This window comes from Microbacterium sp. G2-16M, from assembly GCF_055809115.1.
This window is the reverse complement of the sequence record NZ_CM147897.1, coordinates 1,985,340-2,008,788: the sequence shown is the minus strand read 5'-3', so window position 1 is coordinate 2,008,788 and position 23,449 is coordinate 1,985,340. Positions and strand designations below refer to the sequence as shown.

The 23,449-nt window shown below is 72.4% G+C and carries 18 protein-coding genes; 8 read left to right on the top strand and 10 right to left on the bottom strand.

The features are described 5' to 3' along the window. Positions 1-33: 33 nt before the first annotated feature. The gene (locus tag AC0L6F_RS09500) at positions 34-1,164 is read right to left on the bottom strand and encodes a glycoside hydrolase family 172 protein (protein WP_274636318.1); all 1,131 of its coding nucleotides are present in this window, start codon (positions 1,162-1,164) and stop codon (positions 34-36) included. Positions 1,165-1,279: 115 nt separating this feature from the next. Here AC0L6F_RS09500 and AC0L6F_RS09495 point away from each other — a divergent pair, with 115 nt between their 5' ends. The 5 genes from AC0L6F_RS09495 to AC0L6F_RS09475 all read left to right on the top strand — a co-directional run bounded on the left by AC0L6F_RS09495 (position 1,280) and on the right by AC0L6F_RS09475 (position 9,416). Further along, a complete protein-coding gene (locus AC0L6F_RS09495; RefSeq protein ID WP_274636317.1) occupies positions 1,280-2,269 on the top strand; it encodes a LacI family DNA-binding transcriptional regulator in 990 nt (329 codons plus the stop codon). A 358-nt stretch (positions 2,270-2,627) separates the two neighbouring features. Continuing rightward, positions 2,628-4,124 (top strand): FGGY-family carbohydrate kinase, encoded by a 1,497-nt coding sequence (locus AC0L6F_RS09490; protein WP_473537690.1) that lies wholly within the window; start codon positions 2,628-2,630, stop codon positions 4,122-4,124. After that, on the top strand, positions 4,121-6,652 hold the full coding sequence (locus tag AC0L6F_RS09485) for a GH116 family glycosyl-hydrolase (RefSeq protein ID WP_473537688.1): 2,532 nt from the start codon (positions 4,121-4,123) through the stop codon (positions 6,650-6,652). The genes AC0L6F_RS09490 and AC0L6F_RS09485 overlap by 4 nt, the downstream gene beginning before the upstream one ends. Positions 6,653-6,673: 21 nt before the next feature. Next, complete coding sequence (locus AC0L6F_RS09480) at positions 6,674-8,305, top strand: fucose isomerase (protein ID WP_473537687.1); 1,632 nt, start codon at positions 6,674-6,676, stop codon at positions 8,303-8,305. Between the two features lie 184 nt (positions 8,306-8,489). Then, positions 8,490-9,416 carry a hypothetical protein gene (locus AC0L6F_RS09475; protein ID WP_473537686.1) on the top strand — a complete coding sequence of 309 codons (927 nt, stop codon included), beginning with the start codon at positions 8,490-8,492 and terminating at the stop codon, positions 9,414-9,416. A 185-nt stretch (positions 9,417-9,601) separates the two neighbouring features. Here AC0L6F_RS09475 and mgtE read toward each other — a convergent pair whose 3' ends face one another. The 8 genes from mgtE to hemE form a co-directional block, all read right to left on the bottom strand. Continuing rightward, positions 9,602-10,951: a magnesium transporter gene (mgtE, locus tag AC0L6F_RS09470; protein ID WP_473537684.1), complete on the bottom strand. Its 1,350-nt coding sequence runs from the start codon at positions 10,949-10,951 to the stop codon at positions 9,602-9,604. A gap of 304 nt (positions 10,952-11,255) precedes the next feature. Continuing rightward, positions 11,256-12,692, bottom strand: a complete 1,437-nt coding sequence (locus AC0L6F_RS09465) for a glutamate-1-semialdehyde 2,1-aminomutase (protein WP_473537683.1) — start codon at positions 12,690-12,692, stop codon at positions 11,256-11,258. After that, entirely contained in the window at positions 12,689-13,663 is a 975-nt protein-coding gene (gene hemB, locus AC0L6F_RS09460; protein ID WP_259612945.1) for a porphobilinogen synthase, read from the bottom strand. The genes AC0L6F_RS09465 and hemB overlap by 4 nt, the downstream gene beginning before the upstream one ends. Further along, positions 13,660-14,652 carry a hydroxymethylbilane synthase gene (gene hemC / locus AC0L6F_RS09455; protein ID WP_473537682.1) on the bottom strand — a complete coding sequence of 331 codons (993 nt, stop codon included), beginning with the start codon at positions 14,650-14,652 and terminating at the stop codon, positions 13,660-13,662. Before hemC ends, hemB begins: the two co-directional genes overlap by 4 nt. Then, positions 14,649-15,794 carry a ferrochelatase gene (locus AC0L6F_RS09450; protein ID WP_473537681.1) on the bottom strand — a complete coding sequence of 382 codons (1,146 nt, stop codon included), beginning with the start codon at positions 15,792-15,794 and terminating at the stop codon, positions 14,649-14,651. Before AC0L6F_RS09450 ends, hemC begins: the two co-directional genes overlap by 4 nt. Next, positions 15,791-16,528, bottom strand: coding sequence for a hydrogen peroxide-dependent heme synthase (gene hemQ, locus AC0L6F_RS09445; protein ID WP_473539986.1), 738 nt, complete (start codon positions 16,526-16,528; stop codon positions 15,791-15,793). Before hemQ ends, AC0L6F_RS09450 begins: the two co-directional genes overlap by 4 nt. A 35-nt stretch (positions 16,529-16,563) precedes the next feature. After that, positions 16,564-18,045 carry a protoporphyrinogen/coproporphyrinogen oxidase gene (locus tag AC0L6F_RS09440; protein WP_259612943.1) on the bottom strand — a complete coding sequence of 494 codons (1,482 nt, stop codon included), beginning with the start codon at positions 18,043-18,045 and terminating at the stop codon, positions 16,564-16,566. Continuing rightward, positions 18,042-19,253 (bottom strand): uroporphyrinogen decarboxylase, encoded by a 1,212-nt coding sequence (hemE, locus tag AC0L6F_RS09435; protein WP_259612942.1) that lies wholly within the window; start codon positions 19,251-19,253, stop codon positions 18,042-18,044. Before hemE ends, AC0L6F_RS09440 begins: the two co-directional genes overlap by 4 nt. Before the next feature lie 115 nt (positions 19,254-19,368). On the opposite strand from hemE, the gene AC0L6F_RS09430 reads away from it, so the two are divergent. From AC0L6F_RS09430 to AC0L6F_RS09420, 3 genes are all read left to right on the top strand, one after another. Beyond that, the gene (locus AC0L6F_RS09430) at positions 19,369-19,785 is read left to right on the top strand and encodes a hypothetical protein (protein WP_259612941.1); all 417 of its coding nucleotides are present in this window, start codon (positions 19,369-19,371) and stop codon (positions 19,783-19,785) included. A gap of 54 nt (positions 19,786-19,839) precedes the next feature. Then, the gene (locus AC0L6F_RS09425) at positions 19,840-21,165 is read left to right on the top strand and encodes a glutamyl-tRNA reductase (RefSeq protein WP_473537679.1); all 1,326 of its coding nucleotides are present in this window, start codon (positions 19,840-19,842) and stop codon (positions 21,163-21,165) included. A 209-nt stretch (positions 21,166-21,374) separates the two neighbouring features. Beyond that, a complete protein-coding gene (locus AC0L6F_RS09420) occupies positions 21,375-21,785 on the top strand; it encodes an MmcQ/YjbR family DNA-binding protein (RefSeq protein WP_473537677.1) in 411 nt (136 codons plus the stop codon). A 192-nt stretch (positions 21,786-21,977) separates the two neighbouring features. Here the strand turns inward: AC0L6F_RS09420 and AC0L6F_RS09415 are convergent, their stop codons facing one another. Next, complete coding sequence (locus AC0L6F_RS09415; protein ID WP_473537676.1) at positions 21,978-23,330, bottom strand: DUF2252 domain-containing protein; 1,353 nt, start codon at positions 23,328-23,330, stop codon at positions 21,978-21,980. Positions 23,331-23,449: the final 119 nt, after the last annotated feature.

Genomic DNA, 23,449 nt, shown 5'->3' with positions numbered 1-23,449 from the left:
CCGCAGCATCCACTCGCCGTCGGATGCCGCGGTTCAGTCCTGCGGCGCGCGCGGCGGTGTCGCCCCGATGTCGGGGACCGGAGCCGTCCCCAAGTGCACCTCCATATCGTCGGCGCTCGGCGTCTTCGGGCGCCGCGCCGTCGGCCGATCGAGGTAGAACATCGCCGTCGAGGCGATGTCGTCCCGCAGCGGGAGGTACCGCCATCCGCTGCGCCATCCGAGCGCCTGGATGTCGACCTTGGGGATGCCGGTGGCGAAGTGGATCGGGTCGACGACGTGCCATCGGTACATCCCGAATCGCTGCTGCGACACATAGAGCCCGTCCGGGCGGATGACCTGCGGCATCCCGAGATACGGCGTCGAGAAGGCGGTGTATCCCTGTTCCGGGATGTCGAAGTTCCACGCGCCGCCGAAGTAGTCCTCGGTTCCGGTGCCGCAGATCGTCGGGTAGTCGGTATCGCCGTCGAGGTAGAACTTGATCTCGCCCTCGCCCCACCAGCCGTTGGAGTTCACGCCCCAGGCGATGTATGTGCCGACATAGTGGCCCTGTCCCTCGATCCCCTCCAGGATCGTGTGCGGCACGAGCTCATCGAGCGGGTTCGATCGGCGCCACTGGGCGTGGAAGTAGCCCTCGTCCGTGTAGTCCGCGCCGGTCTCGTAGGTGATCTGGTAGTAGATCCGCACGTCGACGGTCGAGGTGTTCTCGATCGTCAGCCGGGCGCCGGTCTGGAACGGCATCGGCCAGTACGAGTTGAAGCCGCCGTGGGGATTCGCCGCGATGACCTGCGAATTCACCTGCGCGAACACGCCCCAGCCGTTGCAGAAGAAGTCGCCGTAGGGCACCTCGACGGCAGGCTCAGCGGCGCCGTCCCAGTAAGCGCGGAGCAGCAGCGTGCGCCAGTTGTCGGTGTGGGTGGTGATCCAGATGTGCGTGATCTTGCCGGCGCCGGAGATGTTCGCGAGCTCGAAGGTCTCGCCCGCCTTGACGTCCACGCTGGGCGAGATCTTCCACCCCGGTCCGAGGTCGCGCGCGCAGGACGCACCGGTGCCCTCGCGCGCGCGCCCGCCGCCGCCGACCGCGCCGTCGAAGTTCTCGGGCGAGATCGACCGGGTCTGCACGGCGCGCAACGCGCTGAGCGAGGAGAGTGGGGACGTCGTTGTCATGGGGTCAGCTCCGTCGTCGGGGTTCTCGGTGAGACCACTCTTATGGAATCGATTTCACCACTGTATTGTGGACCACAGGCGCTGTCAACGCGCACCGATCGCAGAGCGGGAGACCATGGCCACCATCTATGAAGTGGCGAAGCTCGCGGGCGTCTCGCCCGCCACCGTCTCTCGCGTGTTCAACGGCGCGGGTGTCTCTGACGCCAAGACGACCGCCGTGCGCGATGCCGCGCAGCAGCTGAGGTTCAGCCCGAATCGGACGGCTCGGTCGCTGCGCCGACAGGAGTCCGAGGTCATCGCGCTGCTGATCCCCGACATCGAGAACCCGTACTTCACCGAATTGGCACGCGGCGTCGAGGATGTCGCGCAGAATGCCGGCTACTCGGTCGTGCTGTGCAACACCGATGCCCAGGTGGAGAAGGAATCGCGGTACCTGCAGATCGCGCTGTCAGAGCACATGGCCGGAGTGATCCTGGCCGCTGCCGCGGACCACACCAATCTCGATGACGTGATCGCCGCCGGGCGCCCCGTCGTCGCCGTCGATCGAGGCACCGGGTACGACATCGACGGGGTGGTGATGGCCAACCGCGCCGCAGGCCGTGCCGCCACCGAGAACCTCGTGCAGGCCGGCTTCCGTCGGATCGCGTTCATCGCGGGACCGGAGCAGATCGAGACTGCGTCCGAGCGGGCCGACGGCTGGCGGTCGGTGATGGAGCAGCACGTCCCCGATGTCGATCTCCATGCGCTGCTGCGCTACTCCACCTTCCAGGTCGAGGGGGGTCGCAGCGTGATGGAAGAGCTGCTCGCCCTGCCCGAACCGCCTGAGGCTGTGGTGGCCGGCAACAACCTCATCGGAGTCGGCGCCATCCAGGTGCTCACCGAGCACGGGCTCACCCCGCCCCAGGTGGGGGTGGCCGTCATCGGATCCCTGCCGTTCACCACCCTCTCGCCCAGCGTCGTGACGCTCGTCCGGCTGCCCGCGCGTCACATGGGCGTGACCGCGGCTCGGCTCCTGCTCGAGCGCATCAATGGCGACGACCAGCCGGCGCGCACGGTCGTGCTGCGCAACGAGTTGCAGCCGGCCACGGTCCTCCGCGCGCACTGAGCCCCGGCATCCTCACCCGGCTGCTTGTCCGAGGTTGTCCGCGGTTCGCCGAGGTTGTCGTTTGTGCGCCGAGGTTGTCGCTGGTACGCCGAGGTTGCTACTTGGAACGAAGACAATCTCGCCGGACGGAGGACAATCTCGCCGGACGGAGGACAATCTCGCCGGACGGAGGACAATCTCGCCGGACGGAGGACAATCTCGGCGGACGGGGGACAATCTCGGCGGACGGGGGACAATCTCGCGCGACGGGGGACAATCTCGCGCGACGGGGGACAACCTCGGCGATTGTGGATGAAATCGATTTCGTGTAGCGTGAACCGGGTTCGCGATGACACCGACGTGATCGAGGAGGGATGCGATGCGGTGCACTCTCGGGGTCGACGTCGGCACCTCCAGCAGCAAGGGAGTCCTCGTCGACGACGCCGGCCGCATCCTCGCCACGGCCGTCCTCGAGCACGAGGTGCAGCGGCCTCATCCGGGCTGGGTCGAGATGGACGGCCGGATCTGGTGGGACGAGTTCGTCGCCATCACCCATGAGTTGCGCGCCCAGTGCCCGGACGCCGAGATCGCATCCGTCGGAGTCAGCGGCATGGGCCCGTGCGTCCTGCTCGCCGACGAGGATGACGTGCCGGTGCGCCCGGCCATCCTGTACGGCGTCGACACCCGATCCGGCGCGCAGATCGACCGCATCACCGCCGAACTCGGTCCCGAGACGATCACCGCCATCGGCGGCTCGCTGCTGACCTCGCAGGCCGGCGGCCCCAAGATCGCCTGGATCGCGGAGGAAGAGCCGGATGCCTATGCCCGGGCGAGACGGCTGTACATGCCGGCCTCGTTCCTGGCGCGACGACTCACCGGGGCCTACGTGCTCGACCATCAGTCGGCCAGCCAGACCTCCCCGCTGTACGACGTCGAGCGCGGCGCCTGGCACGAGCCCTGGTGGGACCGGATCGCGCCCGGGATCGAACGGCCCGCGCTGCGGTGGGCGGGGGATATCGCGGGATGGGTGACGGATGCCGCCGCCGACGCCACGGGGCTGCAGGCCGGCACACCGGTCATCGCCGGCACCATCGACGCGTGGACCGAGGCGGTGAGCGTCGGCGCGCACGAGGTCGGCGATCTGATGCTGATGTACGGCACGACGATGTTCCTCATCGCGACCGGTGCGCACACGCTGCGCACTCCGTCGATGTGGACCACGGTCGGTGCCTTCGAGGGCACCCGCAACCTCGCCGGGGGTCTGGCCACGTCGGGGGCGCTGACCGCCTGGCTGAGGGATCTCACCTCCGCCGACTATCCGACGCTCCTCGCCGAGGCCGCGGCTTCCGGACCCGGGGCGCGGGGACTGGCGATGCTCCCCTACTTCGCCGGCGAGCGCACCCCGATCCAGGATCCGGATGCCCGCGGCGTGATCGCCGGCCTCACCCTCGCGCACACCCGCGGCGATCTGTACCGCGCCGCGCTGGAGGCGACGGCCCTCGGCGTCCGGCACAACGTCGAGACCATGCGCGCCGCGGGCGCCGATATCCGCCGTATCGTCGCGGTCGGCGGCGGCACGCAGGGACAGCTCTGGCTCCAGATCGTCTCGGATGCCACGGGCCTGACCCAGCAGGTGCCGCAGACCACGATCGGCGCGAGCTACGGCGCCGCCTTCCTGGCGGCCACGGCGACCACCGCGCCCGGAACCGAGCCGCGGATCGCCGAGTGGAATCCGGTCGTGGCGACCATCACGCCCAATTCGGCGACGTCCGCCGTCTATGACGCCCTGTTCGACCGCTACCTGCGCCTCTACACCGGGACGACGGATGTCGTGCACGAATTGGCGGGCACACAGCGAGAAGAGGTGTTCGCATGACGCGTCGGGCCCGCGGCATCCCGCACACGGCGACGCGCGCCGCGTTTCCACTCGGCGGCATCGGCACGGGGAACGTATCGCTGGGCGCGCGCGGCGAGCTGCGTGACTGGGAGCTGGAGAACCTGCCCGACAAGGGTCGCCGCAACCCCCACACGTTCTTCGCCATCCACGCCCTCGCGGCGGGGGCCGAGCCGGTCACCCGTGTACTGGAGGCCCGGATGAACGGGCCGTACGACTGGGATGCCGGGGCTCCGTTCGACGCGCTCGCCGGCCTTCCGCGCCTGGATGCCGCCACGATGCACGGCGAGTACCCGATCGTCGAGATCGAGTTCGCCGACGATGCGCTGCCGGTCGACGTCTCACTGCGCGCGTTCACGCCGCTGGTGCCGCTTGACCCCGACGCATCCGGCATCCCGGCCGCCGTGCTGCGCTACCGCGTGACCAACCCCGGCCCGGCGCCGGTCGACGTCACGATCGTCGGCTCGGCCAGCCACACCGCGGGGCGCGGCGAGGGGCCCTTCGGCATGCGCGGTACGCAGACCGTGCGCTGGCGGGACGACGGCCCGGGCGAAGAGGGTGCCGTGCGCGGGCTCGATTTCGGCATCGACCTGCCCGCGGACGACTTCGGCTACGGCACGCTCGCGCTCACGACGACGGATGCCGCGACCACGACCAAGCCGCAGTGGGTCACCGGGTTCTGGCCCGACGGTGCACGCCTGTTCTGGAACGACTTGGTCGCCGACGGCCTGCTCGAGATCGAACCGCGTCTGACCTTGGAAGACCGCCCGCGTGGGCTGTTCGCGGAGGGAGACGCCGGTCGGCCGATGAGCGAGGCGGAGCTGTTCGCCACCTTGCCGCGCATGCGCACCGGATCCCTCGGCATCGTCCACGCGCTGGCACCGGGCGAGACCCGCGACTTCGAGTTCGTGCTGAGCTGGTCGTTCCCCAACCGGCACCGGGGATGGCTCGGCCACATCATCGGGAACGATCCGCACGCCGACGAGGTCGTGCGCAACCACTACGCCACACTGTGGCCGGATGCGTGGGCCGCGGCATCCCACCTGCACCGTCACCTGCCCGCGCTCGAGGGGGCGACGACGGCGTTCGTCGAGGCGCTGTACGGCGGCACCCTCGACCCCGTCATCGTGCAGGCCGCGGGCGCCAACATCGCCGCGGTGCGGTCGACGACGTGCTTCGTGGTCGAGACGCCGAACCCGGCGCTCGGGGCGGGTCCGGTGTTCGCGGCGTGGGAGGGCTCGTTCGACCATGGCGGCTCGTGCGAGGGCACCTGCACGCACGTCTGGTCGTACGCGCAGACGGTGGCGTGGCTGTTCCCGCAGCTGGAGCGCAGCGCGCGCCGCAACGAGTTCCTGCTCGAGACCGACGCGGTCGGTGCGCAGAAGTTCCGGTCGAATCGGGTCTTCGACGGGCCGACCTGGTTCATGGGTCCGGCGGTGGACGGACAGCTGGGCACCGTCATCCGGCTGCATCGCGAATGGCGGTTCTCCGGCGACGACCACTTCCTGCGCGAGCTGTGGCCGGCCGCCGACCGGGCGCTCGGGTACGCGCTGCGCGAATGGGACCGCGACGGCGACGGCCTGCTGGACGGCGAGCTGCACAACACCTACGACATCGAGTTCCACGGGATCGAGCCGCTCGCGAACGGGATGCTGATCGCCGCCCTCCGCGCCGGTGCCCGGATGGCGCGGCATGTCGGTGACGGCGGGCGGGCGGTCGAGCTCACCGCGCACGCCGACCGGGCCGCGGCGCGCATGGACGAGGTGCTGTGGAACGGCCAGTGGTATCGACAGGTGATCGATGACCTCGATAGGCACCGCTACCAGTACGGCGAGGGCGTCCTGTCCGACCAGCTGCTCGGACAGTTCCACGCGCAGTTGAACGGGCTCGACGACATCCTGCCGGCGGACCGCGTGCGCACTGCGCTGTCGGCCATCATGACCCACAACTTCCGCGGCGATCTCACAGACCACGAGAGCACACAGCGCGTCTATGCGCTGAACGACGAGGGTGGGCTGCTGCTCGCCTCATGGCCGGCCGGCGGGCGCCCGGCGATCCCCTTCGTCTACTCCGACGAGGTGTGGACCGGCGTCGAGCACCAGGTCGCGGCATCCCTCGCCGCCGCCGGTCTCGTCGACGACGCACTGCTCATCGAGCGCACGCGCGCCGCGCGCTATGACGGCGTGGTGCGCAACCCGTGGAACGAGATCGAGTGCGGCAACCACTACGCGCGATCGCTCGCGTCGTGGGGCGTGCTGCTGGCGTTCACCGGGCAGCAATGGGATGCCCCGACCCGCACGCTCGGGTTCGCGCCGGCCCAGCCCGGTCCGCTGCGCGCGCTGTTCACCACGGGCTCGGGCTGGGGACGCGTCGAGATCGATGCCGACGCGCTCACGCTGCGGCTGGACGGCGGCGAACTCGCGCTGGCCGAACTGCGCCTGAGCGGCACCGTCGTCGGGGTCGACATCCACCTTTCAGAAGGCGATGCGCACATCGCCCCCCTGACCTGACCATTCACCAACGGAGACACCATGAGCTACACACTTCCCACTCCCACGGCCCGCCCGACCGCCGCGCCGAACACGGTCTACCTGATCACGTCGGGCGACCTGCGAGAGTCGGCGAACGTCGCCGGCTGGCCGGTGCAGGAGGCGACCGAGGCGGCTGTCACCGCGGCCTTCGAGCAGCTCGGCTGGAGCGTCGTGCGGGCCTTCGGCGTTGACCAGGGTCGGGGGCACGGATACATCCGCAGCCAGCGGATGGGCCTGGAGGTCTTCACGAACATCCCCGAGGACGCGCCGCTGGTGGTCGCGATCGCCAACTGGCAGTACTCCCACCACGTGCTCGCCGGGCTGCGCACGCACCGCGGCCCGATCCTGACGACGGCGAACTTCGCGCCCGACTGGCCGGGTCTGGTCGGTCTGCTCGGCTTGAACGCGGGCCTGACGAAGATGGGCAAGGAGTACTCCACGATCTGGTCGGTCGATTTCACCGACGAGTGGTTCCGCGCCGGTCTGAGGGAATGGGTCCAGACCGGGCACATCACCGACGATGCGTCGCACGTGCACGAGCTGCCCGCGCTGCCCGACTCTCCCGAGACCCAGCTCGGTAGCGCCCTTGCCGACCAGCTGCTTGCCGACAAGGCCATCATCGGCGTGTTCGACGAGGGCTGCATGGGCATGTACAACGCGATCTTCGACGACGAGCTGCTGAACCGGACCGGGATCTACAAGGAGCGCCTGTCGCAGTCCGCGCTGTACGCCGAGATGCTCGAGGTGGCCGAGTCCGAGGCCGACGCGGTGTACGACTGGCTGATCGGGCACGGAATGACCTTCAAATACGGGCAGGATGCCGCGACCGAGCTCACCCGCGACCAGGTGCAGTGGCAGCTGAAGATGTACATCGCCGCGCTGCGGATCGCCGACGACTTCGGACTGGATGCCGTCGGCATCCAGTACCAGCAGGGGCTGAAGGATCTCGTTCCGGCGTCGGACCTGGCCGAAGGCATCCTGAACTCGACCGAGCGGCCGCCGGTGTTCTCCCGCGACGGCGAGCGCGAGCTGCACGCCGGTCGCGCGTTCCCGCACTTCAACGAGGCCGACGAGGGCGTCGCGGTGGATGCGCTGATCACGAACCGGGTGTGGACGGCGATGGGGCTGAACCCCGACACCACGCTGCACGACGTGCGATGGGGCGAGGAGTACGACGGGCAGTTCGTGTGGGTGTACGAGATCTCGGGCTCGGTGCCCGCCTCGCACCTGGGCGGATGGGACAAGGCCGAGGGCTGGCGCCAGGGGCACGTCTTCTTCCCCGCCGGCGGGGCGACGATCAACGGGGTGTCCAAGCCCGGAGAGGTCGTCCTCTCGCGCGTGTACATCGCCGACGGGGCACTGCACGCCGACCTGTTCCGCGGTTCGGTCGTCGCGCTGCCGGAGGAGGAGACCCAGCGCCGCAAGAACGTCACGAACCCGGAGTGGCCGATCGCGAACGTGGTGCTGCACGGCCAGACCCGCGACCAGTTCATGGCCCGGCACAAGGCCAACCACGCCCAGCTGGCCTACGCCCCCGACGCCGCCACCGCCGACAAGGCGCTCGCCGCCAAGGCCGCGATGTTCGATGGGATGGGCATCCGCGTCCACCTCGTCGGCGACGTGGCCCTGTAACCCGCGTCCGTCCCGCGCCGAGATCGTACGATTTGGCCGAATGTACATGAAACCGGGCCCAGTTTGATGTGCAGTGGGCGGTTTCATGTTCAGTCGCGGGTGGGATGCCGCAGAGCGCGCCGGGCCGAGGGGCGGACGCCGGTTCGGGCCCGCGCAGCTGAGTTCTGAACGCCGAGGAGGCAACATGCATGACGCGACCATCGACGAGACCGGCTGGCTGAGGCCGGTCGCCGGTGCCGGGCCGCGGGAGCCCCGCTGGGGCCACCCGGACGGCATGCAGATCGGACTTCACCCGCTGGCCGGGCCGCGCGGGTTGATCCGGGTGTTCACGCCCTACCTCGACCAGCCGCGCGACCGGCTCGTCAACTTCATCGCCATCGAGCCGGTCCCCGCCGGGCAGGCCGAGCGCGGCTATTCCGAACTCGAGCGATCACGGCTGGACGACACCCCCGGGCTGCGGTTCTGGTCGGCCGACGATCCGTCGGATGCGGCTCCGCGGGCCGACACCGATCCGGCGCGCGGCGTGGTCGACGGGGACACCCTGACCGTCAGCATCCTCTGCGAGCCGTTCGCGAACGGCGCGGACGTGTGGGTCACCGCGAGCTTCACCCGCGACCGCCCGCACGAAGTGCAGGTGGCGGCATTCGCCCGGGCGACCTCGGTGGCGCTGGATGCCTGTGTCCTGACGGCCACGATGGGCAACTGGGCGCGACTGCGCGAGCTGGAACTCTCCGGCCGCACGGCCCACGCGAGCGCGCTGTGGCCGGACTATCACGACACCGTGTTCGCCCCGCACGCCTCATTCGGTGTGGGGGAGCTGGTCCGCGACGGCGGCGACGTCGTGGTGCGGGCGCGTCCGGACGAGGGCGACCCGGTGGGCGCCACCTACGCTGAGGGCACGGCCGAGCACTGGCACTACGTCGGGCGACGCGGCGTCCAGGAGTGGCGTGCCGCCGACCCGGACCCGGCGCTGCGCGCCCAGGTCAACGGGCGTCACACGTATTGGATGAGCGAGCATCCCATCCCGGGCGGCATCGCGTTCGAGAACTTCGAGCTGGTCGAGCCGTTCCGGCAGGGGCGCGCCTTCACGTTCGGCATCGAGCCGCTCTGAGCGGGCAGCCGGCCGGTCCGCCCGGACCGTGCCCCAGTCCCGGTTGACGGGTCGTGGCCATCCACGGGCCGCCGGGCACAGGTTCGCGCACGAGCTGCGGAGATCTCACCAAACGAGGGGGTTTCGGGCGCAATCCCTCCTGAGCTCGTGAGATCTCCGCAGCTCATGAGCAAGCACCGAGCCCGCTACAGCCCGAGCACGGCCTTCGCGATCAGGAAGTAGATGACCAGGCCGGTGGCATCTACGAAGGTGGTGATGAACGGGTTCGAGAACACGGCGGGGTCGACGCGGATGGCGCGGGCCGCCAGCGGCATGACGCCGCCGATCGTCGCGGCCAGCGAGCACACCGCGACCAGGGTGAGGCCGATCACGAGTCCGATGTCGAACGAGTACACCGCGCCCGCGATGGCGAAGCCGATCAGCCCGAGGGCGAGTCCGAGCAGGAATCCGACGCGCAGCTCGCGGCCGAGCACGCGCAGGATGTCGCGCGGCCGCACTTCGTCCAGCGCCAGCGCGCGGGTCACGGTGGTGGCGGCCTGGTTGCCGGTGTTGCCGCCGGTGCCGATCAGCAGCGGCACGAACAGCGCGAGCGCGGTCAGCTGCGCCAACGTCGACTCGAAGATCTCGAGCACGTGCACGGTCAGCGTGGCGCCGATCGCGAGCACGAACAGCCACACCACGCGCGAGCGCACGAGCCGTGTGATCGGGGTGCTCAGATAGGGGCGACCGAGCGGCTCGACACCGCCCTGACGGGCGACATCCTGACTCTCCTCCTGCTTGAGGATGCGCGCCGCATCGTCCAGGGTCAGGATGCCGAGGAGCCGGCCTTCGCTGTCGACGATCGGCAGCGCGAGCAGGTTCATGTCCGCGCACAGCCGTGCCGCCTGCTCGACGTCGCTCGTGGCCGTGGCGGTGCGCGCCTCGCTCATGACGTCGCGCACGAGCGCGGCATCCGGCGCCGACAGCAGGTCGCGCAGGCTCACGACGCCGACGACCTCGCGTCCGTGGTCGGTGACCGGGAGGGTGTAGATCGTCTCGGCCTCGTCGAGCCGGGCGCGCACGCGCGCCATCGTCTGCGCGACGGTGAGGTCGGGGTGGGTCGTCACGTACTCCGGGCTCATGCGGCGCCCGATCGCGTTCTGCGGATACCCGAGCACCTCGGCGGTCAGCTGCCGCTCGCGCACCGGCAGCCCGCGCAGCAGCCGCGGCGCGACCGACGCGGGCAGCTCGTCCAGGAGCCACACCCGGTCGTCCGGGTCCATGTCGGCGAACACGGCAGCGACCTCGGAGTCCTGCAGCCGCCCGACGATGTCGGCCTGCACGCCGGGCGCGAGCGCCTCGAACACCGCGAGCGCGCGGTCCTTGGACAGCAGCCGGAACAGCACGGCACCCTCGCCGGGGTTGAGGCGCTCGATCGCCGTGACGACCTCGTGCGGATCCAGCCCGCCGAGGGCATCGGATGCGGCGACCAGGTCGCCCTGCATCAGGTGCTGCGCGAGTTCGTCGATGCGATCGGAGAGTTCGGTGATGGTCATGGCGAGGCTTCCTCGGGCGGCCACGGCGGTGCAGGGCACCGGCGCGGCGCGGGTGGATGGGAGGGATGCCGGACACGGCACCTCCCGGACCTCGAACTGACGGTGGGTCAGTGCGTGGCGGAGGCGGCGCCCGGCAGGGGATGACGACTGTCACTGCTCATGGGTGCACCACCTCGCTCTCACGCTCTCGTCCGCCGATCGGCGGCTCGTCGTCGCACGACCTGCGACGAATCCGGCGGCCTCGACGGGCCGCGCCGCGACAAGCCTACCCGGCATCGCAGGCGGCACCGACCGATCGGTCCGCTCAGGCCGACGGCGCCGCCGCGGCGGCCGCGCCGGCCGCGGCCGGCAGCGCTTCGAGCACCCGCGACACCGCGGCGTCGTCGTGCGCGGCGCTGACGAACCAGGCCTCGTACGCGCTCGGCGGCAGCGAGACGCCCGCCTCCAGCATCGCGTGGAAGAAGGGGCCGTACCGGAACGCCTCCTGACGCTGGACTCCGGCATAGTCGTGCGCCCGCGACGGCAGGAACTGGATGCTGAACAGACTGCCCGCACGCGAGACGACGTGCTCCACCCCGGCCGCGGACAGCGCGTCGGAGGTCGCCGCGGCGATCGCCGCCGACACCTCGTCCACCCGCGCGTACACCGCCGCATCGGCTGCCTGGAGGGTGGCAAGGCCCGCCGCCACGGCGACCGGGTTCCCGGACAGCGTTCCCGCCTGGTACACCGGACCGGTCGGAGCCAGCTGCTCCATCACCTCGCGCCGCCCGCCGAGGCCGGCCAGCGGCATCCCGCCCCCGATGACCTTGCCGAACGTGACGATGTCGGCTGCGACCGGCTCGAGCCCGAGCCAGCCCGCGGGCGAGACCCGGAAGCCGGTGAGCACCTCGTCCACGATGAGCAGGGCGCCGTTCCGATGCGCGGTCGCGGCCAGGAACGCGTTGAACCCGGGCTCGGGAGCGATCACGCCCATGTTCGCCGCCGCCGCCTCGACGATCACGGCGGCGATCCGCGGGCCGTATGAGGCGAACGCTGCCTCCACGGCCGTCCGGTCGTTGTACGGCAGCACGAGCGTCTGCGCGGCGACTTCGGCGGGCACCCCGGCTGAGGCGGGAAGCGCCAGCGTGGCCAGGCCGCTGCCGGCATCGGCGAGCAGTCCGTCCGAGTGGCCGTGATAGTGCCCGGCGAACTTGACCACCAGTGATCGCCCGGTCACGCCCCGCGCCAGGCGGACCGCCGTCATCGTGGCCTCGGTACCGGTGGAGACCAGCCGCACCTGTTCGATGACCGGCCCTTCGTCTCGCGCCGGCTGCGCCGGGGCTCGCTCAGGGACCTGGCGTTCGGCTCGCTCAGGGACCTGGCGTTCGGCTCGCTCGACGACCGGCCCTTCGTCTCGCGCCGGCTGCGCCGGGGCTCGCTCAGGGACCTGGCGGGAGAGGCGGGCGATCACGGCCTCGGCCAGCTCGGTCTCGGCCGGCGTCGAGGCGCCGAACGACAGCCCCCGGTCGACGGCCGCGTGCACGGCATCCCGCACCGCCGGATGCCCGTGCCCGAGCAGCAGCGGACCCCACGAGCACACCAGGTCGACGTACTCGCGGCCCTCGACGTCGACGATGTAGGGCCCGTGCCCCGACACCATGAACCGCGGGGCGCCGCCCACCGACCGATACGCGCGGACCGGCGAGTTCACCCCGCCGGGAATGACGGCGGATGCCTCGGTGAACGACGTCTCGTTGCTCATACCCGCCCCTCCGCGGCCAGCTCCAGCGCCCAGTAGGTCAGCACGGCTCCCGCGCCCGCCCGCAGGATGCCGGTGACGCTCTCGCGGATCGCCCGGTCGCGGTCGATCCAGCCGTTGCGGGCGGCCGCCTCGATCATCGCGTACTCGCCCGAGACCTGGTACGCCCACACCGGCACCTGGGCCGTGGCCGCGACATCGGCCAGCACGTCCAGGTAGCTCATCGCCGGCTTGACCATGAGCACATCGGCGCCCTCGGCCTCATCCAGCCCGGCCTCGCGCAGCCCCTCGATCCGGTTCGCCGGGTCCTGCTGATAGGTGCGCCGGTCGCCGGTCAACTGCGAATCCACCGCCTCGCGGAACGGCCCGTAGAACGCCGACGCGTACTTCGCCGCATACGCGAGGATCGCGGTGTCGGTGCGCCCGGCGGCGTCCAGCGCATCTCGGACGGCGGCGACCTGGCCGTCCATCATGCCGGACAGGCCCAGCAGCGCCGAGCCCGCCTCGGCCTGCGCGACCGCCATGTCGCGGTACCGCTCGAGGGTCGCGTCGTTGTCGACGAGGCCGCGGGCATCGAGCACGCCGCAGTGTCCGTGGTCGGTGAACTCGTCCAGGCACAGGTCGGTCTGGACCACCAGCGCGTCGCCGACCTCGGCGGCGACGGCCCGGGTGGCGCGGTTCAGGATGCCGTCGGCATCGGTGGCGGCCGACCCGATGGCATCGCGGGTGGACGGGATGCCGAACAGCATCACCCCGCCGATGCCGGCGGCCGCAGCATCCGCCGTCGCCGCCTTCAGCGAGTCGAGCGAGTGCTGGACCACTCCGGGCATGGCCTCGATCGGCGCCGGGGCGGTCAGACCCTCGCGCACGAACAGCGGCAGGATCAGCTGCGCGGGGTGGATCCGCGTCTCGGCCACGAGCCGGCGCATCGCCGGGGTGGTACGCAGTCGGCGCGGGCGGATGAGGGGGTTCATGCGGTGGCCTCCGGGAACGGGGCGAGCTCGCCGGCGCCGCCCTGCAGCAGCTGCGCGACCACCCAGCGGGCGGCGTCGTCGGCGACCTCGGCCAGCGCGGATCCGTCGGCGACCGGGCGGGTGTGGGATGCCTCGACCCGGCGGCTGCCGTCGAGCGCGTACACGGCGGCGGTCAGGGTGAGGGCGCCGGTCTCGAACCGGGCGGTCGCGCCCACGGGCGCGGAGCAGCCGGCCTGCAGCCCGGCGAGCACGCCGCGTTCGGCTGCCGCCAGCGCCGCACTGACCGGATCGTCCACCCGGCGCAGCGCCTCGGCCAGCGGGCCGGCGGAGGCGTCGTCCGCGCGCACCTCGACGGCCAGCGCGCCCTGGGCGGGGGCGGTCGGCCACGCGTCCAGGTCCATCGGGTGCGCGGCGACGTCGGTGCGGCCCAGTCGGGCGAGCCCGGCCGCGGCCAGGACCACCGCATCCAGCCGCTCGTCGCCGGACGCGTGCAGTCGCGCCAGCCGGGAGTCGACGTTTCCGCGGATGTCGACGACCTCGACGTCCGGCCGCGCCGCCTGCACCTGCGCGGCGCGACGCGGCGAACCGGTGCCGACGCGGGCGCCGGCCGGCAGGGTGTCGAGGCCGCCGCCGCGAGTGACGACGACGTCGCGCGCGTCCTCGCGTCGCGGCACCGCGCCGACGGTGAGACCGGTCGCGGGCGCCGTGGGCAGGTCCTTGAACGAGTGCACGATGACATCGCAGCGGCCCTCGCGCAGCGCGTCGCGCAGTGCGGTGGCGAACACGCCGGTGCCGCCCAGGCTCGCCAGCGACGCGCGGGAGACGTCGCCGTGCGTGGTCACGCGGACGATCTCGACCGGGATGCCGCCGAGCGCGGTGGCCAGGGCGTCGGCGACCAGCTGCGTCTGGGCCACCGCAAGCGCGCTGCCGCGGGTCCCGACGCGCAGGATGTCGGGGCGCGAGGCCGCCGCGGGCGGGGTGCCGGTCATCGCGCCGCCGCCGCGCCCATCCCAGGCTGGGAGTGCACGTCGTCCGCTGGGGCCGCAGTCGTCGCGTTCGAGGCCGCGGCGATCTCCGCCCCACGTCCGACGGGGGCATGATCCGGCCACGGGCCGAGCGCGGTCCGATGCGGACGCTGCGCGTCGGGCACGGCATCCACCCGCTCCTGGATCAGGTCGACCAGACCGGCCACGAACGCGGGGTCCACGCCCGGGGTGGCCACCCGCGCGAAGCCCACGCCCACCTCGGCAGCGGTCTCGGCCGCCTCGGTGTCGAGATCCCACAGCACTTCCATGTGGTCGCTGACGAAGCCGATCGGCACCACGACCACCCGGCCGACACCGGATGCCGCAAGTCGTCGGATCTCGTCGTTCACATCGGGCTCGAGCCACGGCGTGCGCGGGTCGCCGCTGCGCGACTGGTATGCGAGCGAGTACGGCACTCCGGGCGCCGCCTCCGCGGCGATCACGTCGGCGACCGCGAGATGCTGGGCGACATATGCGCCCCCCGGCCCGAACCCGGGACCGGAGGCGTCGGCCGCCGCCGCAGGGATGGAATGCGTTACGAACAGGACGTGGGTGTCGGCGGCACCTGTGCTGAGCGAGCGCGAGCGAGACGAAGCATCCCGCCCCACCGCCTCGCGCAGCCCGGCGACGAACGGCGCGACGAAGCCGGGGTGGTCGAAGAATTCGCGCACGCGGTCGATCGAGACGACCCCGTCCAGCCCGGTCTCGGCCAGAGCCTGCTCGAAGTTCTCGCGGTACTGTCCGACGCCGGAGTACGAGGTGTACGCGCTGGTGACCACGGCCAGCAGCCGGTCGTGCCCGGCCTCATGCGCGGCACGCAGCGCATCCGCGAAGTACGGGTCCCAGTTGCGGTTGCCCCAGTGCACCGGCAGGTCGATGCCGCGCGCGGCAAGCTCCGCCTCGAGCGCGGCCGTCAGGGCCCGGTTCTGCGCATTGATCGGGCTCACCCCGCCGAAGTGGCGATAGTGCACCGCGACATCCTCCAGCCGCTCCTCGGGAACCCCGCGGCCGCGCGTCACGTTGCGCAGGAACGGGATGACGTCGTCCTGCCCCTCGGGTCCGCCGAAGCTCGCCAGCAGCACCGCGTCGAACGCGCCGGCGCTCACGAGAGCACCTCGGCGGCCTCCGCGGTGCCGATGCGGCGACCGGTGAAGAACGGGGTCTCGATCACGACGTGGCGGCGCGCGTCGACGTAGCGCAGGTCGCGCATCATGTCGACCAGATCGGTGAGCTCGTCGCCCTCGATCGGCACCACCCACTCGTAGTCGCCGAGTGCGAACGCCGCCACCGTGTTGGTCAGCACCTCGGTGTAGGCCGCGCCGGCGCGCCCGTGCTCGGCCAGCATCCGGCTGCGCTCGCCGTCCCGGATCAGGTACCAGTCCTTGCTGCGCACGAACGGGTACACCGTGATCCACCGCTTCGGCTCGACGCCGCGGACGAACGCGGGGACGTGCTGGCGGTTGAACTCGGCCTCGCGGTGCACGCCCATGAGGTTGGTGTGCGGGATCAGGGCAGCGATGGCCGGCACGCGGCGCAGTGCCCGCGCGGCCGCCTGCAGCGCCCGGGGGCTGTCGCCGTGCAGCCAGAACAGCAGATCGGTGTCGGCCTTGAAGCCCGAGACGTCGTACATCCCCCGGACGGTCACGCCGGACAGTTTGGCCGCCGCGAACGCGGCATCGAGGTCGGATGCCGCCGAGTGCAGCGCCTCGGCGGGCAGCGGCTCGGCGGGCCGGGCGAACACCAGCCACAGGGTGTAGACCGCGGGTGCCGCGGGCTGATCGGCGGATTCGGGGGCGAGGGGTTCGGGGGAGGGGGAGACGCGATCGGGCACGATCCCCATCATCACCCCGCGCCTTGTGAGTTCCCAGAAAACCTTCAGCTTCGCTGTATGCGGGATGCCGCGGCCCGCGCGTCCGGGATCACCGAGGCCAGCCCCGTCCCGGCCAGCCACGCGCCGGTCGCCTCCAGGCCGGGGGCGGCGGCGACCGCTTCGCGCACCGCGCGGATGCGGTCGGCCTGCCCGCGTGCGGCGAGCGGGACGGCGTTCGCCCAGGCGGCGCGGCCGAAGCCGATCACCTGCTCGTCCCGCAGCGGCGTGCCCAGCAGCGCGGTCGCGTCGCGCAGCGCGAGAGCGCGCAGTGCGGCGGCGTCCAGGTCTTCGGCAGGGTTGCCGGCCCCGGCCCGGCCGTACGAGAGCCGCACGACGTGTCGCCCCGCCCCCGCCGCCTCGGCCAGCCACGCCCACTTCGCCGTGGCGTGGGTGAGCGCCTTCGCCGCGACCCGGTCGTGCGCGTCCTCGGCCACCAGCAGCCCGGTGCCGCGCGGGGCGGCATCCAGCTCGGGCGCGTCGAGCACGAGGGTCGCCAGTTCCACCCGTGTCGGCGCCGGCCAGTCCAGGTCGGCCAGTGCCGGCGCGATCGAGGTCAGCAGGCGGAGGGCCGAAGCATCCGGAGTCGCCACGACGACGGCATCCGCCGTCATGGTCGAGTCGCCGGCGAGGTGGATGACCCACGTGCCGTCGTCGGCGCGGGCAAGGGCGTCGGCCGTCGTGCCGATGAGGATGCCGCCTCCCCGCGCGAGGACGTCGTCGGCCAGGGCCTCGATCAGCGTGTGCATGCCTCCGCGCAGGCCGCCCGCGGCCGATCCCGGCGTGGTCGGGGTGCCCGCGGTCTGGTGGCTGCCGGCCGCGGCGGGCCGGGTGGGCGCGCCGCCGGATCGCACCTCGTGCGCGGCACGCGCCAGCGATCGGGTGCGCACCAGCGCCGCCCGCAGGCCGGGGGCGATCGCATCGACCGCCAGATCGTCGGCCGACGACGAGTAGACGCCGGTGGCGACCGGCGAGACGAGCCGGTCGAGCACGGCCTGCCCCATCCGCTCGCGGACGAGTGCGCCGAGCGTCGCGGGGTCGGCGGTCCGCGGCATCCGGAACAGGCGGTCGCGCTGCGCGCGCCAGGCCGCCCGCAGCCCGATCGCCGCGACGACGTCGCGGGCCAGCGGGCGCGGCGGGATGCCCAGGAGTCCGCCCTTCGGCATCGGCACGGTGCGATCGGACAGGTGCAGCCACGCCCCCGCCGCATTCGGCCAGACCACGTGCGCCCCGAGTCCGAGTTCGTCGATCAGCCCGGCGACCGCACCGCCACGGGTCGCGAAGCTCTCGGCGCCGGCGTCCAGGACCAGGTCGGCGATCTCCTGCCGGGCCACACTTCCGCCCAGGGTCGGGCCGGCCTCGAGCACCGTCACCTCGCAGTCGGCCACCGTGCAGGTGCGCGCCGCGACCAGCCCGGCCGCCCCGCCGCCGATCACGACCACGCGCTGCGGGGTGCTCCGCCGGCGCGCGCCGGGCCGCGCGGTGGTCATCCGGCGACCGCTTCCGCTCCCGTCGGACCGGCGGCGTCCGATCGGCGCGCGGCATCCGCGTCGGCACCGGCGTCGTGCGACCGAAGCGCCGCGTCGGCACCGGCGTCGTGCACCAGCCGGACCAGCCGGGTCAGGACATCCGGGTCGGTGTCCGGCGGCACGCCGTGCCCGAGATTGACCACGTGCGCGGGCGCCGCGCGACCGCGGCGCAGCACGTCGCGGGCGTGCTCCTCGAGCACGGGCCAGGGGGCGGCCAGCAGGGCGGGGTCTATGTTGCCCTGCAGCGGCACCGCGTCGCCGAGGCGGCGGGATGCCTCGTCCAGCGGCATCCGATAGTCCACTCCGACCACGTCGGCCCCGGCATCCCGCATCTCCGGCAGGAACTCACCGGTGCCCAGCCCGAAATGCACGAGCGGCACCGCGGCGCCGTCGGCGGTGAGCCCCCTCGCCCACCCCAGGGCGCGGGCCGATGCCGGAGCCACATGCTGCGCGTAGTCGGCCCGCGAGAGCGACCCCGCCCAGGAGTCGAACAGCTGCCCGGCGCTGGCCCCGGCCAGCAGCTGCGCGCGCAGGAACGCGCCGGTGACGTCCGCGCACCACGCCATCAGCCGCGCCCAGGCGTCGGGGTCGACGTGCATCAGGCGGCGGGCGGCGAGGTGGTCGCGCGACGGTCGGCCCTCGACCAGGTATGCGGCCAGGGTGAACGGCGCCCCGGCGAAGCCGATCAGGGGCGTCGTGCCGAGCGCGTCAACGGTCCGGCGCACGCCCGCCCGGATCGGCTCGAGAGCGTCGTCGTCCGCGGTGAGGGGGCCGGTCGCGACGAGGGCGTCGACGTCGGCGGCCGTGCGCACCGCCCGGTCGAACACCGGTCCGACGCCGGACTGGATCTCGACGCCGATCCCGGCCAGTCGCAGCGGGATGACGATGTCGCTGAAGAAGATCGCCGCGTCCACGCCGTGCCGGCGCACCGGCTGCAGGGTGATCTCGGCGGCGGTCTCCGGATCGAGGCAGCGCTCCAGCATCCCGCCGCCCGCGCGCAGCGCGCGATATTCGGGCAGCGACCGGCCCGCCTGCCGCATGAACCACACCGGCGCGGTCTGCGGGCGCACGCCGCGATACGCCTGGACGAGCGGGGCGGATGCCGTCGCTCCGACGGTCAGCGGATGATCGGCGGGCAGGGGACGAGGGGCGGTGGGGACGGTGGTCACGCGGCGATTCTCGCAGACCCGCCCGAGTGCGGGGCCGGGCGTGCTGCCTCTGCCGCGCGCGACCGTGGCCGAATCGTCACCCTGCGTGGTGCGGTGCGTCGGTACCGTGGGCCGCATGGCGATGACGGCGATCCGGTCGGCGGCGGCGCTGGTCGCGGGTGGGATACTGGCGCTCACGGGGTGCACGGCGATCATCTCGGTCGGGTCGGCCGGTTCCTGCGTGGCCCCCGAGGCGACGACGGCGCCGACCTCGGCATCGCCGGGAGAGACCATCACGTTGCGCGGCAAGTACTTCATGCCGTGCAACGACACCAACATGGCTTCGGATCCGCCGTTCGGCGACCTCGACATCCAGTGGGTGCAGGGCGACGCCGTCAGCGCGCTTGGCACGGTCCACCCGGAGGGGACGATCGGCGAGCTGGCCGTCGATGTGACCGTGCCGGCGGACGCGACCGGCGGATCCGCGGTCGTGCGCATCATGATGCCGACCCTGTACGGCACGGTCGACGTGCCCGTGACCGTTGCGGAGTAGTGCTGAGACGGGCCCGGGGGAGGCGCTGATCCGGGCGGGGTATCCTTGAGCCCCGTGCTCCTCTGCTTCTCGTCCAGCCATCGCACCGCCGCGCTCGACACCGTCGAGCGACTCGAGCGTCGTGCCGATGACGTGATCGCCCGGCTCGCCGAGCCGATCGACGGGATCGATGGCAGCGTCGTCGTGTCGACCTGCAACCGCTTCGAGGTGTACCTCGATGTGCCGGGCACCACGCCCCACCCCGAGCGTCCGTGGGACGCGGCATCCATCGACGCGGATGCCTTCGTCGACACCGTGGCCGCCGCCACCGGGCTGGACGGCGGCGAGGTCCGCGAGTCCGGGATCCTGCTGCACGGCGATGCCGTCGCCGCGCACGTGTTCTCGGTGGCCAGCGGGCTCGAATCGATCGTCGTCGGCGAGGGCGAGATCGCCGGCCAGGTGCGGCGCTCACTGGAGCGGGCGCGGGAGCGCGGAACCGTCTCGCCCGAACTGGAGCGGGTCTTCCAGCTGGCATCGCGCACTTCGCGCGGGGTGAAGAATCGCACCGACCTGTCACGCGCCGGCCGCTCGGTGGTGCGCCTCGCGCTGGACATGGCCGAGACCCGCATCACCGACTGGGCCGGCACCCGGGTGCTGCTGGTGGGCACCGGACGCTACGCCGGGGCCAGCCTTGCGGCGCTGCGCGAGCGGGGCGTGACCCGGGCGCAGGTGTACTCGCGCAGCGGGCGGGCCGCCGGCTTCGCGGCCGGTCACGACATCGAGGCGGTCCCGGTCGACGGCCTCGAACAGGCCGTGGCGGCCAGTGACCTCATCGTGACCTGCAGCGTCGCGCCCGCCGTCATCCTGGATGCCGCGACCGTCGCCGCCGCTGCCGGGCGCGCCGGCGCGCTGCCGCGGCGGCTGATCATCGACCTCGGCCTGCCGCGCAATGTCGACCCCGGCGTGGCCGCGGTGCCGGGCACCGAGCTGCTCGACCTGGAGACGCTGCGCCTGCATGCGCCGCTGCCCGAGCTCGGGGCGACCGCCGAGGCGCAGGCGCTCGTCGACGCCGCGGTGGCGGACTATCGTCGTGCGGCGGCGGAGGATGCCGTGACGCCGGCCCTCGTCGCGCTGCGCGCGCATGTGTTCGACGTCCTCGACGACGAGATCGCCCGGGCGCGCAGGCGCGGCGATTCCGATGGGCAGACCGAGGCCGCGCTGCGGCATCTGGCCGGCGTGCTCCTGCACGAGCCGTCCGTGCGGGCGCGGAAGCTGGCCGCGGCCGGCCGGGCCGGCGAGGTCGAGTCCGCACTGTCTGCGCTGTTCGGCATCGAGTCGCGCCGAGAGTGCCCTGTGGCTGAGATGCGGCCGGCGCCGCGGCGGGCGGGCGCGGCGTCCTGACCCCCGCGCCGCGGCGGGGTGCGGCATCCTCCCTCCCAGCGGGGAAGGGGTGCGGCATCCTCACTTCCGCCCCGTCGGGATGTTCTCTGGAGCGCGATGGACTTCCGGTTCACACGGCTTCGCTGACGCGGGCTGTGCGCGCGGCGGCGACCGCTCGGTCGGCGGGCGGCGGCCTGGAAACGGGACCCCGGACGGACGATACTGGGGCCATGATGATGCTCGACGAGGTGCGCGCGATCTGCCTCGGGTTCCCGGGCGTGACCGAGAAGATCTCGGGCCACGGCGGTGGGGTCACCTGGCGTGCCGCGCAGGGACAGTTCGCCTGGGAGCGCGGGCCGCGCAAGACCGACCTGGCCCAGCTGGCAGACCTCGGCCGCACCTGGCCGGACGGCACCGTGCTCGCCATCCGCACCGACGGACTCGAGGCAAAGGCGGCGCTGCTGCAGACCTACCCCGACACGTTCTTCGAGATCCCGCACTTCGAGGGATACCCGGCGGTGCTCAGCGCCCTCGCGACCGCCGATCCGACGCTGCTGCGCGAGACCATCACCGAGGCGTGGCTGATCCGGACCACGCCCCGCCTGCGCGACGAGTGGCTCGCCGCCCAGCCTCCGCACTGAGGCCGGCTCGCGCATCCCCCGCCCTCACCTGGGTCCCGCCCCGCCTGGACTGAGCGGCCACTCACTCGTCAGAAACGGCGGGAATGCCCGCGGGAATTCCGACCACTTGCGGCAAGTCACCGAAGGGGAGCGTCCGGGTCGCACATCGCCGGGCAGGCGACGGGCTGACGAAGAGGATGGCGCAGCCGGGCGTCACCGGGCGGCGACGAAGGCCGCGTAGTCGGCGCGGGACAGGTCGGCGTAGGCGTGTGCCCATTCCCGCAGGGGCTCCGCGGCCGCACGGCCGTCCCCGAGGTAGCCGGCCACCATCGCCGCAGCGGGCGACTGGGCGTGGGCGCGGGCAAGGACGATCGCGCACGACTGCGCATACTGCGCGAACGGCTCGTCCTCCAGCCCGTCGATCTCGATCCCGCCCTTCATGTCGTGGAACTGCCGCACGTACAGGTCCACGCCGCCATCCGAGCGGAGGTGCCCGAGGAACGGGTCCGACACCGCCTGCAGGATCCGCTGCATCCCGACGACCCGTCCGCCCTCGCCGAACCGTGCGACGTGCTCGTCCAGCGCCCGCGGCTGCCGGATGCCGCCGTGCTCGGCCAAGACGCTGCGCCCGGCCTCCTTCGCCTGCAGCAGCAGGCCGTTGCCGTCCCCGTCCTCGAGCACGACCAGGTGGCACCGCGTGCCGACGCTGCCGACCCCCACCACGCGCCGGGCGACATCGGCCACGGTGTAGTTCTGCAGCAGCATCCGGATGTCCACGGCGGCGGATGCCGCGTACCGGTCGGCGTACCCGTGCACGCGCTCCTCGAGCTCGGGCGAGACATGCGTGAGCCGGGGCGGATCCTCGACGAACGCCAGGCGCCCGTCCGCGTCGCGGGTCGTGGTCCGATCCGCCGCGCGCTCGCCGGTCCGCTTCTGCGCGGCGCGGATCGCGGCACGCAGCACCTTCCGTGACGCCTTGTCGAGCGTGGCGCGCACCGCGTCGACATCGAAGTGCGAGAAATAGCGCTGCGTCGGGCTCATCGCCACTGCGGTGCGGATCGCCCGTGCATATGCGCGGACCGCGCCGGTCGCGGCATCCCGCACGCTCGCCTCATCCCGCGAGGTCGCCTGCCCGGCGATCACGATGCTGGTCACCAGGCGCTTGACGTCCCACTCCCACGGAGCCCACGCGGCCTCGTCGAAGTCGTTCAGATCGAACACCACTCGCCGCTGCGGCGATGCGTAGAAGCCGAAGTTCGACACGTGCGCGTCCCCGCAGGACGCGACGAGGATGCCGCTGTGCGGACTCTGCGCCAGGTCGGCGGCCATCAGCGCCGCCGTACCGCGATAGAACGCGAACGGACTCTGCGACATCCGCTCCACCCGCAGTGGGATCAGCTCGGGCACGCGGACGGAGTTCTGGCGATCGAGGATCCCCAGAGGGTCACGGGCGCCGACGGTGAGCTCTGCCAGGCCGCGGCGCGGGAGGACGCGCCGGCGTGCCCGACCCGACGCGCTCCGTGCGGCGGTGGATGCCGGTGACAGGCCGGTGCCGGGATCGCTCATGCGCACATCATGGCACCGGCGGACGTCCATCCGCGCCCGCCACCCTCCCCGACGACTGAGTGCGCACTCACTCGTCAGAAGGGGTCGCATCGGCCGCCGGGAATGCGACCACTTCTGAC

Excerpts from the sequence above, each read along its gene's own strand:
- AC0L6F_RS09430 (WP_259612941.1), top strand. The coding sequence starts at position 19,369 with ATGGCGATGACGGCGATCCGGTCGGCGGCGGCGCTGGTCGCGGGTGGG.
- AC0L6F_RS09495 (WP_274636317.1), top strand. The coding sequence starts at position 1,280 with ATGGCCACCATCTATGAAGTGGCGAAGCTCGCGGGCGTCTCGCCCGCC.
- AC0L6F_RS09465 (WP_473537683.1), bottom strand. The coding sequence starts at position 12,692 with ATGAGCAACGAGACGTCGTTCACCGAGGCATCCGCCGTCATTCCCGGC.
- AC0L6F_RS09475 (WP_473537686.1), top strand. The coding sequence starts at position 8,490 with ATGCATGACGCGACCATCGACGAGACCGGCTGGCTGAGGCCGGTCGCC.
- AC0L6F_RS09490 (WP_473537690.1), top strand. The coding sequence starts at position 2,628 with ATGCGGTGCACTCTCGGGGTCGACGTCGGCACCTCCAGCAGCAAGGGA.
- hemB (WP_259612945.1), bottom strand. The coding sequence starts at position 13,663 with ATGAACCCCCTCATCCGCCCGCGCCGACTGCGTACCACCCCGGCGATG.
- AC0L6F_RS09500 (WP_274636318.1), bottom strand. The coding sequence starts at position 1,164 with ATGACAACGACGTCCCCACTCTCCTCGCTCAGCGCGTTGCGCGCCGTG.
- AC0L6F_RS09415 (WP_473537676.1), bottom strand. The coding sequence starts at position 23,330 with ATGAGCGATCCCGGCACCGGCCTGTCACCGGCATCCACCGCCGCACGG.
- AC0L6F_RS09480 (WP_473537687.1), top strand. The coding sequence starts at position 6,674 with ATGAGCTACACACTTCCCACTCCCACGGCCCGCCCGACCGCCGCGCCG.
- AC0L6F_RS09440 (WP_259612943.1), bottom strand. The coding sequence starts at position 18,045 with ATGACCACCGCGCGGCCCGGCGCGCGCCGGCGGAGCACCCCGCAGCGC.
- hemQ (WP_473539986.1), bottom strand. The coding sequence starts at position 16,528 with ATGGGGATCGTGCCCGATCGCGTCTCCCCCTCCCCCGAACCCCTCGCC.
- mgtE (WP_473537684.1), bottom strand. The coding sequence starts at position 10,951 with ATGACCATCACCGAACTCTCCGATCGCATCGACGAACTCGCGCAGCAC.
- AC0L6F_RS09420 (WP_473537677.1), top strand. The coding sequence starts at position 21,375 with ATGATGATGCTCGACGAGGTGCGCGCGATCTGCCTCGGGTTCCCGGGC.
- AC0L6F_RS09485 (WP_473537688.1), top strand. The coding sequence starts at position 4,121 with ATGACGCGTCGGGCCCGCGGCATCCCGCACACGGCGACGCGCGCCGCG.
- hemC (WP_473537682.1), bottom strand. The coding sequence starts at position 14,652 with ATGACCGGCACCCCGCCCGCGGCGGCCTCGCGCCCCGACATCCTGCGC.